This window comes from Candidatus Pantoea rara (genome assembly GCF_051136265.1).
Taxonomy (GTDB): Bacteria; Pseudomonadota; Gammaproteobacteria; order Enterobacterales; family Enterobacteriaceae; genus Pantoea; species Pantoea rara.
The window spans coordinates 1695349-1710723 of record NZ_CP194942.1; the positions used below are offsets into that span (position 1 = coordinate 1695349).

Below are 15375 nucleotides of genomic sequence, written 5' to 3' on the forward strand. Positions count from 1 at the left end.
AATGGGGGCGCGGCAGACTGCTTTCAACTAGATCAGCATCTCCGGTTTAAAATCGCCGCTCTTATCGAGCATTTTGTCGCTCATCACGCTGAAGCGGCCTTCGCCCGTGTAGTGCAGGGTAGCGGGATATTCCGGCTGCTCGGCGACATGGGCTTTCACAATCTCAAAAATAAACAGGTTGTAGTTGGCGACCATCGAATCGTCATAGAGCTGACATTCAAAGCTGGCAAAACATTCGGCAATCATCGGTGCGCCCACGACCTGAGCGGGTTCCGGGGTCAGACCAAATGCTTCAAACTTATCAAGCTGGTCGCCGTGGCTATTGCCGATGGCGACAACCTCATCAATGAGGGAAGCGGCGGGGATATTCAGAACGCACTGACCGCTGTTGCGGATCAGCTCGTGGCTGTGATTCATTCCGGAAATCATGCAGCCGACCAGGGACGGCGAGAACTCCAGAACCGTGTGCCAGCCGAGCGTCATGATGTCGTGCTGATCCTGATACTGGGAACTGAGCAGCAGCACGGGTCCGGGTTCAAGGTACTTGCGGGCTTTGCTGACCGGAAAAGCATATTTGTGCATGCGTTGGCTCATGGCGTAACTCCTTTAACGGAAGGGTGCCATTAAGTGTAGAGCACACTGCGGGCGCAGCAGGAACACCCGTGGTCAGAAATGCGAGGTGGATGAGGGCGTTTGGGCAGATTCAACATTTTTAGCGGCCGTTACGCGAGCCTAAGGTTTCCTTAATATAGCCTCGCGATACTGCCAGTATTAACTGAGGATGATGCTATGAAAACTGCTCCTGTTACCCTGTCTGCCCCTGTTTCGCGTCCGATGAGTGAATATGCTGCATTGCTGATTGCCGCAGCCACCGTTGTTCTTTTCCTGTCAGCCTGGTTTGCTGCTTAAAATTTAACGACGGCGCGGCATCCGCTTCGGTCGCGACGATTCTCTAAGAAAAACTGAAACCGGTGTAGCTGGACGATGCGGCTGACGATGCTCAGCCCGAGTCCGATACCGCCGTAGCGACTGTCCATGCGGATAAATGCTTTACTCAGCTCGCCACTTTTACTCTCATCAATGCCAGGCCCCTCATCTTCCACCACCATCATCAGGTGGGGCACAGAGAGCAGCTGTACACTAATAGTGCTGTTCTCCGGGCTATAGCGATGGGCGTTTTCGACCAGGTTTCGCAGCAGCATCTTCAGCAGCGTGGCGTCACCGCGCACAAACTGCTCCTGCGGCAGATCAAGCACCAGTGTCTGCTGATGCGCCTCCAGCATGATACTTAGCTCTGCTTCCATCGGCAGGATCACATCTTCGATCAGCCCGACGTTCTGATAGGTGCCAGAGGTAAAAGACTGTCCGGCACGCGCCAGATTCAGCAGCTGCGACACGCTATGCGTCATCTGATCCAAACGCTGCACCAGCGGCTGAACTTTGACATCGCTGTTACGTTCGATTAATTCCAGATGCAGGCGTAATCCCGCCAGGGGCGTACGTAACTCGTGCGCCACGTCGGCGGTGAACAGCCGTTCGCGTTCCAGACTGCTGTTCAGGCGGGCGACCAGCTGGTTGATTGCCTGAGTGACCGCATCGATCTCATGGACCTCACTGTAGCAGGCGACGGGTTCGAGATTCTCTTCGCTGCGACTCTCCAGCTCACGCTGCAACTGATACAGCGGCCGGGTGATCCACTTCACCGCCTGATAGCAGAGCAGCAGCGTCAGGGTAATCATCACCAGACTCGGCACCGCCAGACTGGCCACCGCTTCATGCACTTCACGCTTAACGTGACTGTCCATGTTGCGCTTCTGCAGCTGCGCCTCTACCAGAAACTGAATCTGCTCTTTACTCTCATGCCACAGCCAGACCACGCTGATGACCTGGAATACCAGCAGGATCAGACCAATGGTCAGGATGAGGCGAAAGCGCATACTGCGGTGATCGAAACGTCTTATCATGTTCCCTCGCGAACGCCATCCTGCGTCACCAGTGCATAACCAAAACCGCGCACGGTGCGGATGGCGCTTTTACCAATTTTGTCGCGCAGATTATGGATGTGCACTTCCAGAGTATTAGTAGAAGGCTCGGTCTCCCAGTTATAAATATCCTGATAGAGAATTTCACGGTGTACCGGATTCCCGGCCTTGAGCATCAGCCGTGACAGAATCGCAAACTCTTTAGGCGTCAGATCCAGAAGGAGATCGTTGAGCATGATCTGACGATGCGTCATATCCAGCGCCAGCGCACCCACTCTGACATGACTGTCGCCCTGATTAACGTGACGGCGAATCAGTGCGCGGATACGCGCCAGCAACTCATCCAGCGAAAACGGTTTGATCAGATAGTCGTCCGCACCAGCGTCGAGACCGGCAATGCGCTCGCTGATGGTGTCGCGCGCGGTCAGGATCAGCACCGGCGTCATCTTCTTCTGGCGACGCAGTCGTATCAGAAAATGCAGGCCATCTTCGTCCGGCAAACCAAGGTCCAGCACCACCAGACTATAGAGGCCGCTGGCGAAGTGCGCTTCAGCATCCCGCACCCGCGTCACGCCGTCGCAGACATAGCCTTCACCTTCCAGCGCCAGCATCAGCCCCTGCAGCAGCAGGGCATCATCTTCCACTATCAATATTTTCATTAAGGTTGGCTCCGACACGCCGTCAAAATATCATCCGCAGGCACATATTCATGGGTCGCGGTGCCGGTTAATCCCAGCATGGTTGAGAACAGATTATCCTGTGAAAATTCGTCTGTCGCCGCCAGTTTATTCAGGCAGCCGCGATTAACCGCATAACGTTTCTGATAATCATCGGAAAGCCAGATCAGCAGCGGCACATGTTTCTGGGTATCCGGCGCGATGGCATAGGGCAGGCCATGCAGGTAAGCGCCATTTTCACCCAGCGATTCACCGTGGTCAGAAAGATAAACCAGGCTGGTGGTGAAGCGATCCTGATGCGCACGCAGAACATTTATCGCTTTATCGACGATGTGATCGACATTGACCAGCGTGTTGTCATAGGTGTTGATCAACTGCTGTTGCGAGCAGTCCTGAATCTGATTGGTATCACAGGTCGGTTCAAACTGACGGAACTGCGGCGGATAGCGATGGCTGTAAGTCGGGCCATGACTGCCAATGGTGTGCAGCACAATCACCGCGTTGCCTTTTAGCTGGCTGATGTATTCATCCAGTCCGTGAAACAGCACGTCGTCATAACATTCACCTTCAATACACATGCCGGGCAGGTTCAGGCTGGTCATATCCTGATGCGGAACGCGATCGCAGGCACCTTTACAGCCGCCGTCGTTCTCATTCCACAACACGCTGATCCCCGCGCGCTGAATCACATCCAGCAATCCTTCCTGGTGCGCGGCCAGTACATCATCGTAATGCGCGCGCGGCATGTAAGAGAACATGCAGGGCACGGAAACCGCTGTCGCCGTGCCGCACGAGGTGGTATGCGGGAAATAGATCACATCATCTTTCGCCAGTAAGGGATTGGTCAGACGACCGTAACCGCCGAGCGAGAAGTTTTGTGCGCGTGAGGTTTCACCCAGCACCAGAATGGTCAGATTCGGCTTGCCACTGCTGCGGCTGGGCTGCAGGTGCGCATCTTCACCGATACGAATCAGCGGCGCGTTCTGCAACTGCTCATGCTTATACCAGGAGAGTGTCGCCGCAATGCTGTTAGACGGGCTGAGCGCTTTAACCAGTTCGCGATTGTTGCGGAACAGTGAGGCGTAATCTTTGTAGAAGAGCAGGGCGACCAGCACGATCAGTGCGGCTGACAGCAGCACGCTGAGCAGTCGCGCCAGTACCCCGCGCCACTGCTGCTTTTTGATTCGCGGCCAGAACACCAGCAGCGCCATCAGAACGCCCGAGGTGAGCAGGGTGAGCAGCAGCTTCGGCGTAATCAGCGCAAAGGATTCCGACGCGGTGGTATCCATCATATTGGTGATCATCGAGCGATCGACCACGATATTATAAGTCTGAATAAAATACTGAGCCGACGCCGAGAGCAGTATAAACAGTGCGGCCAGCAGTCGGTCCAGCCAGATAAAAGAGGCCAGCGTAATCACGATGTTAATCACGCTAAAGGCGACCAGCGGCATTGATAAAAACACCAGCGTGGTATGCAGGTTGTTGAGCGGCATCACCGCCAGTACCTGACGGTAATAGACAATATTAAGGAAAACCGCGATATAAACGGCAGCCAGAATCAGCAAGCTAAGGCGGCTAATCAGCGGCCTCTTGAGAGTAAATGCCATAGGAACAGGAACCAGCGTAATAAAAGTGTCATGAGATTGCGCTTTCAATATTAGGAATACCTTAAGATGCTTAAGGTTCGGGACAGGTCTTCTCTATAGAGAGCAATACGGCGATGACTCCAGCCAGCCGTGGATCGGGTCCGGCCTGTTCATGACAGACCATGTCAATCAGAACGGGACGTTTATGCTGACTTAACCGCAGCGGCTGGCATGAAAACTGCATCTTTCTGGCATTACCCCTGTTAATGACTACACTGAATGTGAAGATGTTCTCAGTTAGGCAGTATTGTCAGCAATGCGCTTGCAAGTTTGAGGAGTGTGACCTATCCAATCACCACGTTTTATCCCTCAATCACCGCTTTATCAGAATTTCCCGCTTGCTGACCTGACTGCGTCAGGACATTCTTGTTTTAACTCAATGTTTTATTAAATTTCGATTTTCAGGAGACGTAACGTGACTCAAGCGGCAGACACCCATGCCAGGTACCCGACATTAACGAGCGGGCAGTACGCCTTCTTTTTTGATGTCGACGGCACGCTGGCAGCGATTCAGTCCCGTCCCGAAGCGGTATTCATTCCTGAGCAGGTCATCGCACAACTCCAGCAGCTCTCTGCACTCTCTGGAGGCGCACTTGCGCTGGTTTCCGGCAGACCTATTGAACAACTTGATGCGCTGGCCGCGCCGTGGCATGGCCCGGCTGCGGGCGTGCATGGTGCTGAGCGCCGTGATGCAGAGGGTAATCTGCAACGTATCAGCCTGCCGACTGAAGTCGAGCAACCGCTCAGAGCGGAGCTGCAGGAGGCAATGGCTTCCTGGCCTGGCACCCAGCTGGAGATCAAAGGCATGGCCTTTGCCCTTCACTACCGTCAGGCGATGCAGCATGAGCAGGATGTGATGCGTCTGGCTGAGCAGTCAGTGAAGCGCTTCCCCGGACTGGCGCTTCAGCCCGGAAAATGTGTGGTTGAGATCAAACCCGCAGGCATTGATAAAGGCGCCGCCATTGGCGACTTTATGCAGCAGTCCCCTTTTGCCGGACGAACGCCGGTCTTTATCGGCGACGATCTCACTGATGAGAAGGGCTTTCTGGCCGTCAATGAACGCCAGGGCGTCTCGATCAAAGTCGGCGAAGGTTCCAGTCAGGCCGATTATCGGCTTAGTGATGTCGATGCGGTTTATGGCTGGCTGGAAAGAACATTATTACTATTAGAGCAAGACAACGTCGGTAAGGAGTTTAGGTTATGAGTCGTTTAGTGGTTGTATCTAACCGTGTCGCCATGCCAGATGGGTCTAAAACCAGCGCTGGCGGCCTGGCCGTCGGTATCCTCGATGCACTGAAAAGCACCGGTGGAATGTGGTTTGGCTGGAACGGTGAAATCAGCGAGTTCACAGGCGAAGACGTTGAAGACGTCAAGGTTCAGGAGCATGAGGGTATCGAGTATGCCTCGTTCCCGCTGAGCCAGAACGATTACGATCTTTATTATTGCCAGTTCTCTAACACGGTTATCTGGCCTGCCTTCCATTATCGCCTCGACCTGGTGCAGTTCCAGCGTGAAGCGTGGGAAGGGTATTGTGACGTCAATGATGCAGTAGCACAGCGTTTAAAACCGCTGATTAAGCCTGATGACATTGTCTGGATCCACGATTATCACTTTTTACCGTTTGCCGCCGCATTGCGTCGGGCGGGCATTAATAACCGCATCGGTTTCTTCCTGCATATTCCATTCCCGACGCCTGAAATCTTTAACGCACTGCCTCCGCACAAAGAGTTGCTGGAAATGCTGTGTGAATATGACCTGCTGGGCTTCCAGACCGAATCCGACCGGGTGGCGTTCCTCGACAGCGTCAGCCAGCTCACACAGTTACAGAATAAGGGCGACAAAAAACATCGCGCCTTTGGCAACACCTTTATGACTGAGGTGTATCCGATCGGGATTGAGCCAGACAGTATTAAAGAGATGGCAGAAGGACCGCTGCCGCCGAAAATGGCGGCTATGAAGAAAGAGCTGGGTGATGCACGCAATATTATTGCCTGCGAACGTCTCGACTATTCCAAAGGTCTGCCAGAGCGTTTCCTTGCCTATGAGGCGCTGCTGGAAAACTTCCCGGAGCATCGCGGCAAGATCCGTTATTCGCAGATCGCGCCAACCTCGCGTGGCGATGTGCAGGCGTACCAGGATATCCGTCATCAGCTGGAGACCGAAGCAGGGCGCATCAACGGTAAGTACGGTACGCTGGGCTGGACCCCGCTCTACTACCTTAATCAGCATTTCGACCGTCGCCTGTTGATGAAGATTTTTCGACTGACCGATGTCGGTCTGGTGACGCCGCTGCGTGACGGCATGAACCTGGTGGCGAAAGAGTATGTTGCTGCGCAGGACCCGGATGATCCAGGCGTACTGGTGCTGTCGCGCTTTGCCGGCGCCGCCAATGAGCTGACGTCAGCATTGATAGTCAATCCTTATGACCGTGATGAAGTGGCCGCTGCACTGGATAAGGCCATTACCATGCCGCGTACCGAAAGGATTTCACGCTACAACGACATGATGGCGGTATTGCGTAAGAATGATATTACTGCATGGCGTGAAAGCTTCCTGAAAGACCTTGAACGCATCGACCCACGCAGCGTTGACCACAACACGGCCAACAAGGTTGCGACCTTCCCAAAACTCGCCTGAAATAAGTCCTGATTAAGGTGTTGAAAGCAGTGATACCCAAACGGTGGTATCACTGCTTTTTTTTTGGCGCCGATCACAGAAAGCACATGACGTATCTGTTAAAGACTTACCATGCGATAGCACGCTGACCCGTTTAAAGACTTCCTGGAGTGGCCTGATTAATGCAGGTGAACCCGTAAACTGCGCCAGATCAGGCTCTGAGACTTTCTTTACCTTCTTAACTCAAGTTCTTCACCAGACTGCCGATAGTAATAGTGCCAACGCATAACCTCTTGTTAATTCATTCGACTTTCTTATGTAACCCCTTGTCAGAGTGGATGTTGGATCCTGAACACACTGCTGTTGCTGTTAATACCAGGTTGCCATAAATCTCTCCTGATACCGTAGAAGTCTTAACGTTTTCATTACTTACCTCCTGCGATACTCCCCTTAAGTAACTAATTTAGAAGCAATTACCTGTCTGCCTTGTCAGCATAATCTTCTGATAACTCTTGTTTGTCTGGTTCTAAATAGGGTGTTAAAACGAATAACACCCGATATTCATTTCGGACTGCTCAAAGCGTCGAATAGCGATGGTTTTACCCCCTATTAAACCTTTCTCAGGACCAATTGGACTTAAAAACGGGAATTTTTGTACAAAAAACGATCAGTAAGTAAGGAACCGTAAAGCTTTGTTGAAGAAATTTGCGTTAAAAGTGTGATCTACGTCACACTTTATCTAAAATTACGCTTCCCTGTCGTTGTATGTGGAAATCAGACGATATAGATTTGCGTTGTTTTCGGAATAGTCCTAAAAAACGTAAGAAGATGTCACGGAAGATGTCCAGAACTCGAAAATAGAATGGCATGGATTTTCGACCTTCAGTGGGTCTGAAACCCACAAAAAAACAGAAGGCGAAAAACGGTGACATTAAGGTTATGTGAGGTTTTTTTTGCCATCTTTTGATTTAACAAACAGCAGCTCGAACTGCAGATAATAATCTGCGATACAGTTACGTCGCATCTCTCAGGATGGAAAAAATAATGAATACCTCTGAAGTACTAAAACATATTTACGACCTCAACTTGTCTTATTTACTTCTGGCGCAGCGTTTAATTAACCAGGATAAGGCGTCTGCAATGTTTCGTCTCGGAATTGACGAAAAAATGGCAAACACATTATCTGAATTAACTTTGCCTGAGATGGTGAAAATGGCGGAAACCAATCAACTGGTTTGTCAGTTTCGTTTTACCGAAAGCAGCACCATTAATCGTTTGACGCAGGAATCACGCGTGGATGATTTACAACAAATCCACACCGGAATTTTATTATCCAGCCGTTTACTGCGTAATGCGTCTAAAGATGAAGCGCCAGCTAAAAAGAGAGCAATGTCATGAGTGAGAAAAGTATTGTTCAGGAAGCCCGTGATATTCATCTCGCGATGGAACTCATCACTTTAGGTGCGCGCTTACAGATGTTAGAGAGTGAAACTCAACTGAGCCGTGGTCGTCTGATCAAGCTCTATAAAGAATTGCGTGGCAGTCCGCCACCGAAAGGCATGCTGCCTTTCTCCACGGACTGGTTTATGACGTGGGAGCAGAACATTCATGCTTCTATGTTCTGTAACGCCTGGAAGTTTTTACTGAAAACTGGCCTGTGCAGCGGCGTCGATGCCGTGATCAAAGCTTACCGCCTGTATCTTGAACAGTGTCCTCAATCGGACGAGGGCCCACTGTTGGCGCTGACTCGTGCCTGGACCCTGGTCCGATTCGTTGATAGCGGTATGCTGGAACTGGCAGATTGTAAGAGCTGCAACGGTAGCTTTATTAACCATGCACATCAGCCGGTTGGCAGCTTTACCTGCAGCCTGTGCCAGCCGCCATCACGTGCCGTAAAAAGACGTAAACTTTCTGCAGAACCTGCCGATATGTTTCCACAACTGCTGGATGAACAGGTTAAACACGCCGTTTAAATTTGTTCGCATTGTGGAAGTCATCCAGCAGCGGTTAATACCGCTGCTTTTTTTTTGCTTGCGGTTCAGGAATAACACCTGCGGCTCACTGGCTTAACTTCCACCAACACGTTACGGACGTAAGGATATTTTTGTGCTGATAATTATAGGTTACCTGATTGTTTTAGGCTCCGTGTTGGGCGGATATGCGCTGGTAGGTGGCCATCTGGGCGCGCTTTATCAGCCCGCTGAGTTATTAATGATCGGCGGCGCTGGCGCAGGTGCTTTTTTAGTCGGCAACAATGGTAAGTCGATTAAAAAAACACTGAAAGCGTTGCCTAAGTTATTTCGCGGATCCAAGTATAATAAAGCCGTTTACATGGATTTAATGGCGCTGCTTTATCGCCTGATGGCGAAGTCGCGTCAGCAAGGGATGTTATCGCTGGAACGCGATATTGAAGATCCGAGCCAGAGTGAAATTTTTGCTAATTATCCCCGCATTCTTGCCGATAAACAGTTAGTAGATTTTATTACTGACTATTTACGCCTGATGGTGAGTGGCAACATGAACGCCTTTGAAATCGAAGCGTTGATGGATGAAGAGATTGAGACCTACGAACACGAGTGTGACGTACCAGCGCAAAGTATTGCTGCAGTGGGTGATGGTCTTCCTGCATTCGGTATCGTCGCTGCGGTAATGGGCGTGGTCCATGCGCTGGCTTCTGCTGACCGTCCGGCTGCTGAGCTGGGTGCGCTGGTGGCACATGCGATGGTGGGAACCTTCCTGGGTATTTTACTGGCGTATGGGTTTGTCTCTCCACTGTCATCAGTACTGCGTCAGAAGTGTGCGGAAACGACCAAGATGATGCAGTGCATTAAGGTGACATTGCTGTCGAGCCTGAATGGTTACGCGCCGCAGATTGCGGTGGAGTTTGGTCGTAAGACGCTTTACTCCGCTGAGCGCCCATCGTTCAGTGAACTGGAAGAGCATGTGCGTAACGCTAAGAACCCGGCTAAACAGACTTCAGACGAGGCTTCATGAAACACGGCAATCGCCCAATTGTGCTGATCAAAAAGCGCAAACATAAAGGCCATGAAGGCAGCCACGGATCGTGGAAAATTGCCTACGCCGACTTTATGACGGCGATGATGGCCTTTTTTATGGTGATGTGGCTGCTGTCGATCGCCAACCCACAGGAGCTGGTGCAGATAGCAGACTACTTTAAAACACCGCTGAAGGTTGCACTTACCGGCGGGGCGCGCAGCAGCGATAGCGAAAGCCCGATCCCCGGCGGCGGTGATGATCCAACGAAAAAGATTGGCGAAGTGAACAAAGTCGTCGATATGGATGCACAGAAACGCAAGCTGGAAGAGATTCGCCTTAACCGTTTGCGTGAAAAGCTCGACCAGATGATTGAAGCGGATCCGCGTCTGAAAGCGCTGCGCCCGCATCTGATCATCAACATGGTGGAAGAGGGGCTGCGTATTCAGATTATCGACAGCCAGAATCGCCCGATGTTTAAGACCGGTCGGGCCGAGGTGGAGCCTTATATGCGCGATATTCTGCGTGCCATAGCGCCCATCCTCAACGACATCCCGAACCGCATCAGCCTGGCCGGCCATACCGATGATTTTCAGTATGCCAACGGTGACAAAGGCTACAGCAACTGGGAACTGTCGACCGACCGCGCTAACGCCTCACGCCGTGAACTGGTGACGGGCGGCTTAGACAGCGGAAAAATTTTACGGGTGTTAGGCATGGCCGACACCATGAGCCTGAAAAATCGTGGCGGTAATGACGCAGTTAACCGCCGCATCAGCCTGCTGGTGTTGAACCATGACACTGAAGCGGCAATAGAAAAAGAGAACGCAGAAAGTGATGCCGTCCAGATCAGCGATCCGGCGGCCATCCAACAGATTACCGCACCTGCAACACCAGGCAGCGCGGTGAATACAGCAGCCCCCTCACAGCCGAGGTGATTCCCGTGAGTATGGACATCAGCGATTTTTACCAGACGTTTTTTGATGAAGCCGATGAGCTATTAGCGGATATGGAACAACACCTGTTGGGCTTAGACCCGCAGGAGCCAGATTCGGAACAGCTTAACGCCATCTTCCGTGCCGCTCACTCCATTAAGGGTGGGGCCGGAACCTTTGGTTTTACGGTATTACAGGAAACGACTCATATCCTGGAAAACATTCTGGATGGTGCTCGTCGCGGCGAGATGCAGCTCAGCACCGACATCATCAACCTGTTTTTGGAAACCAAAGATATTATGCAGGAACAGCTCGATGCTTATAAAACCGCGCAGGAGCCTAACGCGGAAAGCTTCAAATATATCTGTGAAGCGCTGCGCCAGCTGGCGTTAGAGGCCAAAGGTCTGCCGGTTGACGCACCGGCCAGTGTGACGACTGCCAGCGCAGAGCCTGTCAGTAACAGCGGCCTTCGTGTCCAGTTGATCGATCTCAAAGAGAAAGAAGTCGATCTGATGCTGGAAGAGATGAGTAATCTCGGCACGCTGACCAATGTGCAGAAAGGCAGCAACATGCTGGATGTCTGCATTGATGGCGTCGGTAAAGATGACATCGTGGCGGTGCTTTGCTTCGTGATCGACGAAGCGCAGATTCGTTTCCCGGCTGCTGACGAAGCGGTTGCAGATCCGGTAGCTGTCGCTGCCGTTGCTGCACCCGTGGTGGAAGAAGTTCACACTGCGACCGTCACCGAACTGCCAGTGGCAGCGGCGAAGCGTGAAACTAAGCGCGCCGCGGCACCAGCCAAATCGAGTGAATCCACCAGCATCCGTGTGGCCGTGGAGAAGGTCGATCAGTTGATCAACCTGGTGGGCGAACTGGTCATTACCCAGTCAATGCTCGCGCAGCGTTCCGGTGAACTGGATCCGGTGGCGCATGGCGACCTGCTGAACAGCATGGGTCAGCTGGAGCGTAACGCCCGCGATCTGCAGGAATCGGTGATGTCGATTCGTATGATGCCAATGGAGTATGTCTTCAGCCGCTTCCCGCGTCTGGTGCGTGACCTGGCAAGCAAACTCGGCAAAGAGGTCGAACTGACTCTGCTGGGCAGCTCAACCGAACTCGATAAGAGCCTGATTGAACGCATCATCGATCCATTAACGCACCTGGTGCGTAACAGTCTTGACCACGGTATCGAAACCCCGGAGAAACGTCTGGTGGCCGGTAAAGTGGCTACCGGTAACCTGACGCTTTCTGCGGAACATCAGGGCGGCAACATTTGTATTGAAGTCTCTGATGATGGTGCCGGTCTGAACCGTGAACGTATTCTGGCGAAGGCGCTCTCTTCGGGCCTGCCGGTGCACGAGAACATGAGCGATGAAGAGGTCGGCATGCTGATCTTCGCGCCGGGCTTCTCGACAGCAGAGCAGGTGACGGATGTTTCAGGACGCGGCGTCGGTATGGACGTGGTGAAACGAAATATTCAGGAGATGGGCGGTCACGTCGAAATCGCCTCGAAGCAGGGCAAAGGCACCACCATCCGTATCCTGCTGCCGCTGACGCTGGCCATTCTTGATGGCATGTCTGTTCGCGTCGCCGATGAAGTCTTTATTCTGCCGCTGAATGCGGTGATGGAGTCACTGCAACCGCGCGCCGAAGATCTGAAACCAATGGCCGGTGGCGAGTGCGTGCTGGAAGTACGTGGCGAATATCTGCCACTGGTCGAGTTGTGGAACGTCTTTGATGTGCAGGATGCCAAAACCGAAGCCACCCAGGGCATCGTAGTGATCCTGCAAAGCGCGGGCAAACGCTACGCGCTGCTGGTCGATCAGCTGATTGGTCAACATCAGGTGGTGGTGAAGAATCTGGAAAGTAACTATCGCAAAGTGCCGGGCATCTCAGCTGCCACCATTCTTGGCGATGGTAGCGTAGCGCTGATTGTTGATGTTTCAGCACTGCAATCACTTAACCGTGAAAAACGTGTGGCTGGCGCTGCCGCCTGATTGATAACGAAAGGGTAAATAACATGAATGGAATGGCAACCGTGACAAAAATCGCTGGCGAAACCGTGGGTCAGGAGTTTCTGGTCTTCACGCTGGGCGACGAAGAATACGGCATCGATATCCTCAAAGTTCAGGAAATTCGCGGTTACGATCAGGTAACACGTATTGCGAATACGCCTGAATTCATCCGCGGTGTCACTAACCTGCGCGGTGTTATCGTGCCGATTATCGATCTGCGTGTGAAGTTTGCGCAGCCCGATGTTGAGTACAACGAAAACACCGTGGTTATTGTGCTGAATCTGGAAAACCGTGTGGTCGGTATTGTGGTTGACGGCGTCTCTGACGTGCTGTCACTGACCCAGGATCAGATTCGTCCTTCACCAGAGTTCGCTGTGACCATGTCTACCGAGTACATGACGGGTCTGGGTGCACTCGGTGACCGCATGCTGATTCTGGTCGACATCGAGAAGCTGCTGAGCAGCGACGAGATGGCGCTGGTTGATAACCTGCGTAGCGCGTAATCGAATCTTCACGGGCCAGTTATGGCTGGCCCGTGATAATTTCCTCACGTGATAATCCCTTTAAATTCATAGAATAAAGTCTCGTCTTCCCTAATTTCCTGCGATCACCTGCCGATAATCCCTGAGTCACTTTTTAATTACCTACTTTGTTCAGGGTTACTCATGTTAACGAAAATCCGTGTTGTCACCAGCCTGTTACTGGTGTTGCTGGTGTTCGGGCTGTTACAGGCCTTCTCCGGTTCTGTCTTTTACTCCGCATTAAGTCACGATAAGCAAAACTTCGCCGTATCCCAGCTGGCCATGCAAAATACGCAGGGGCTTAATGATGCCTACATGAGTCTTAACCAGAGCCGTGTATTGCTGACCCGCATTCAGCTGCGGTTTGCCACCAGTAAACTGGAAGGCAAACCGGCAGATGTTGCCACGCTGTTTGAAGAGAGTCAGCGTTTCCAGCAGGCGGCCGCGGGCTTCTACAAGGCGTTCAGAGAGACGCCAGAAACCCCAGGAATGGATGAGCAACTCGGCAGCCAGCTTGACCAGCGCTTCAGAGACTATGCGGGCGCGCTGAGCAGCCTGCAGAGCGCGCTGCAGGTAAATGACATGGTCGCGGCCGCTAAAGCCCCGGTCGCACCGAGCCAGAGTGCATTTCTGACGCTCTACCGTGAGTGGCGCGCCGACCAGAGTCGTCTGACCAGCCTGGGCGTGGCAGAAAACAGCAGTGCCTATACCCGTATGATGTGGATCCTCTCCATCATTATGGCCGCGGTGGTGGCGGTGATCGTGCTCTGCTGGTTTGGCCTGCGCAAAATCGTCATAACGCCGCTGAACAGCAGCATTAACCACATCCAGCATATCGCCCAGGGCGATTTAACCCAGCCGATCGTGGTGGAAGGGCGCAACGAGATGACCCAGCTCGCAGCCAGCCTGCATGATATGCAGCAGTCGCTGGTGCGCACCGTGACCAATGTGCGTGAAGGATCGGATGCGATCTTCACCGGCGCCAGTGAGATCGCTAGCGGGAACAATGACCTGTCTGCCCGCACGGAACAGCAGGCTGCCTCACTGGAGCAGACGGCGGCCAGCATGGAGCAGCTCACCGCGACCGTGAAGCAGAACGCTGAAAACGCCCGCCAGGCGTCACAGCTGGCACACAGCGCCTCCGAAACCGCAGAAAAAGGCGGCAACGTAGTGGCGGGTGTGGTGAAAACCATGAGCGAAATCGCTGGCAGCTCGAAGAAGATTGCGGATATCACCAGTGTGATTGATGGCATTGCGTTCCAGACCAATATCCTGGCGCTGAATGCAGCGGTTGAGGCAGCGCGTGCCGGGGAACAGGGGCGTGGTTTTGCGGTGGTAGCCGGTGAAGTGCGGAGTCTGGCGCAGCGTAGCGCCCAGGCAGCTAAAGAGATCAAAGGGCTGATTGATGACTCTGTGAACCGGGTCAATGTGGGTTCACAGCTGGTCGGCACCGCCGGGGAAACCATGAGCGATATCGTCAGTGCGGTTACGCGCGTCACCGACATCATGGGCGAAATCGCCTCGGCGTCGGACGAGCAGAGTCGGGGTATCGATCAGGTCGGTCAGGCCGTCACCGAAATGGATCGCGTGACCCAGCAGAACGCCTCGCTGGTAGAGGAGTCCGCAGCGGCGGCGGCCTCGCTGGAAGATCAGGCCAGCCGGTTAAGCCAGGCCGTGTCGGTCTTCAGAATCAAACGCGAAGCCAGGCAGACGCTGACAAAGCATCTGCCGATTGCCGCGCCCGCCACGGCGACGCTGGCCACTCGCAAAGCCCTGACGGCACCGGTCAGTGATACGCACTGGGAAACTTTCTGATGTAAAGCTGCGCATCCTGCGGGATGCGCAGCATCCACCCCGTTATTCCTCTGCTTAAAGCCAAACTCAGCAGCTCATGCTGATAAAAATAATTACAAAAGCCACTTCTCTTCTGAAAGCGTCGAAAAGCGTTAACTAATCCCGTCAGTACGCCGATATAGCCGCTGCACC

Annotated in this window: 13 protein-coding genes; 9 read left to right on the forward strand and 4 right to left on the reverse strand. The window is 52.9% G+C overall.

Translation table 11 applies throughout. The features are described from left to right. Positions 1–27 precede the first annotated feature (27 nt). The 4 genes from ACR8BF_RS07955 to eptA form a co-directional block, all read right to left on the reverse strand. Positions 28–594 (reverse strand): flavin reductase family protein, encoded by a 567-nt coding sequence (locus tag ACR8BF_RS07955; protein ID WP_179895485.1) that lies wholly within the window; start codon positions 592–594, stop codon positions 28–30. A gap of 311 nt (positions 595–905) precedes the next feature. After that, positions 906–1964, reverse strand: coding sequence for a two-component system sensor histidine kinase PmrB (gene pmrB / locus ACR8BF_RS07960; RefSeq protein WP_292992280.1), 1059 nt, complete (start codon positions 1962–1964; stop codon positions 906–908). After that, positions 1961–2641 (reverse strand): two-component system response regulator PmrA, encoded by a 681-nt coding sequence (gene pmrA / locus ACR8BF_RS07965; RefSeq protein WP_179895487.1) that lies wholly within the window; start codon positions 2639–2641, stop codon positions 1961–1963. Before pmrA ends, pmrB begins: the two co-directional genes overlap by 4 nt. After that, the gene (gene eptA / locus ACR8BF_RS07970; protein WP_292992281.1) at positions 2641–4269 is read right to left on the reverse strand and encodes a phosphoethanolamine transferase EptA; all 1629 of its coding nucleotides are present in this window, start codon (positions 4267–4269) and stop codon (positions 2641–2643) included. Before eptA ends, pmrA begins: the two co-directional genes overlap by 1 nt. Positions 4270–4723: 454 nt before the next feature. Here eptA and otsB point away from each other — a divergent pair, with 454 nt between their 5' ends. The 9 genes from otsB (at position 4724) to ACR8BF_RS08015 (ending at position 15204) form a co-directional block, all read left to right on the forward strand. Next, entirely contained in the window at positions 4724–5512 is a 789-nt protein-coding gene (otsB, locus tag ACR8BF_RS07975) for a trehalose-phosphatase (RefSeq protein ID WP_179895489.1), read from the forward strand. Further along, entirely contained in the window at positions 5509–6945 is a 1437-nt protein-coding gene (gene otsA, locus ACR8BF_RS07980) for an alpha,alpha-trehalose-phosphate synthase (protein ID WP_179895490.1), read from the forward strand. The genes otsB and otsA overlap by 4 nt, the downstream gene beginning before the upstream one ends. Before the next feature lie 1023 nt (positions 6946–7968). Then, the gene (gene flhD, locus ACR8BF_RS07985) at positions 7969–8322 is read left to right on the forward strand and encodes a flagellar transcriptional regulator FlhD (RefSeq protein WP_292992282.1); all 354 of its coding nucleotides are present in this window, start codon (positions 7969–7971) and stop codon (positions 8320–8322) included. Continuing rightward, complete coding sequence (gene flhC, locus ACR8BF_RS07990; protein ID WP_010258532.1) at positions 8319–8897, forward strand: flagellar transcriptional regulator FlhC; 579 nt, start codon at positions 8319–8321, stop codon at positions 8895–8897. The genes flhD and flhC overlap by 4 nt, the downstream gene beginning before the upstream one ends. Before the next feature lie 133 nt (positions 8898–9030). Beyond that, positions 9031–9918: a flagellar motor stator protein MotA gene (motA, locus tag ACR8BF_RS07995; protein ID WP_003849139.1), complete on the forward strand. Its 888-nt coding sequence runs from the start codon at positions 9031–9033 to the stop codon at positions 9916–9918. After that, positions 9915–10856 (forward strand): flagellar motor protein MotB, encoded by a 942-nt coding sequence (gene motB, locus ACR8BF_RS08000; protein ID WP_179895492.1) that lies wholly within the window; start codon positions 9915–9917, stop codon positions 10854–10856. The genes motA and motB overlap by 4 nt, the downstream gene beginning before the upstream one ends. A gap of 11 nt (positions 10857–10867) precedes the next feature. Continuing rightward, entirely contained in the window at positions 10868–12850 is a 1983-nt protein-coding gene (cheA, locus tag ACR8BF_RS08005; RefSeq protein ID WP_179897036.1) for a chemotaxis protein CheA, read from the forward strand. 23 nt (positions 12851–12873) lie between these two features. Continuing rightward, positions 12874–13371 (forward strand): chemotaxis protein CheW, encoded by a 498-nt coding sequence (gene cheW / locus ACR8BF_RS08010; protein ID WP_090960141.1) that lies wholly within the window; start codon positions 12874–12876, stop codon positions 13369–13371. 162 nt (positions 13372–13533) lie between these two features. Then, positions 13534–15204 (forward strand): methyl-accepting chemotaxis protein, encoded by a 1671-nt coding sequence (locus ACR8BF_RS08015; protein ID WP_313700333.1) that lies wholly within the window; start codon positions 13534–13536, stop codon positions 15202–15204. Positions 15205–15375: the final 171 nt, after the last annotated feature.

Coding starts and splice junctions, on each gene's coding strand:
- ACR8BF_RS07955 (WP_179895485.1), bottom strand. CDS start 594: ATGAGCCAACGCATGCACAAATATGCTTTTCCGGTCAGCAAAGCCCGC.
- pmrB (WP_292992280.1), bottom strand. CDS start 1,964: ATGATAAGACGTTTCGATCACCGCAGTATGCGCTTTCGCCTCATCCTG.
- pmrA (WP_179895487.1), bottom strand. CDS start 2,641: ATGAAAATATTGATAGTGGAAGATGATGCCCTGCTGCTGCAGGGGCTG.
- eptA (WP_292992281.1), bottom strand. CDS start 4,269: ATGGCATTTACTCTCAAGAGGCCGCTGATTAGCCGCCTTAGCTTGCTG.
- otsA (WP_179895490.1), top strand. CDS start 5,509: ATGAGTCGTTTAGTGGTTGTATCTAACCGTGTCGCCATGCCAGATGGG.
- flhD (WP_292992282.1), top strand. CDS start 7,969: ATGAATACCTCTGAAGTACTAAAACATATTTACGACCTCAACTTGTCT.
- flhC (WP_010258532.1), top strand. CDS start 8,319: ATGAGTGAGAAAAGTATTGTTCAGGAAGCCCGTGATATTCATCTCGCG.
- motB (WP_179895492.1), top strand. CDS start 9,915: ATGAAACACGGCAATCGCCCAATTGTGCTGATCAAAAAGCGCAAACAT.
- cheA (WP_179897036.1), top strand. CDS start 10,868: ATGGACATCAGCGATTTTTACCAGACGTTTTTTGATGAAGCCGATGAG.
- cheW (WP_090960141.1), top strand. CDS start 12,874: ATGAATGGAATGGCAACCGTGACAAAAATCGCTGGCGAAACCGTGGGT.
- ACR8BF_RS08015 (WP_313700333.1), top strand. CDS start 13,534: ATGTTAACGAAAATCCGTGTTGTCACCAGCCTGTTACTGGTGTTGCTG.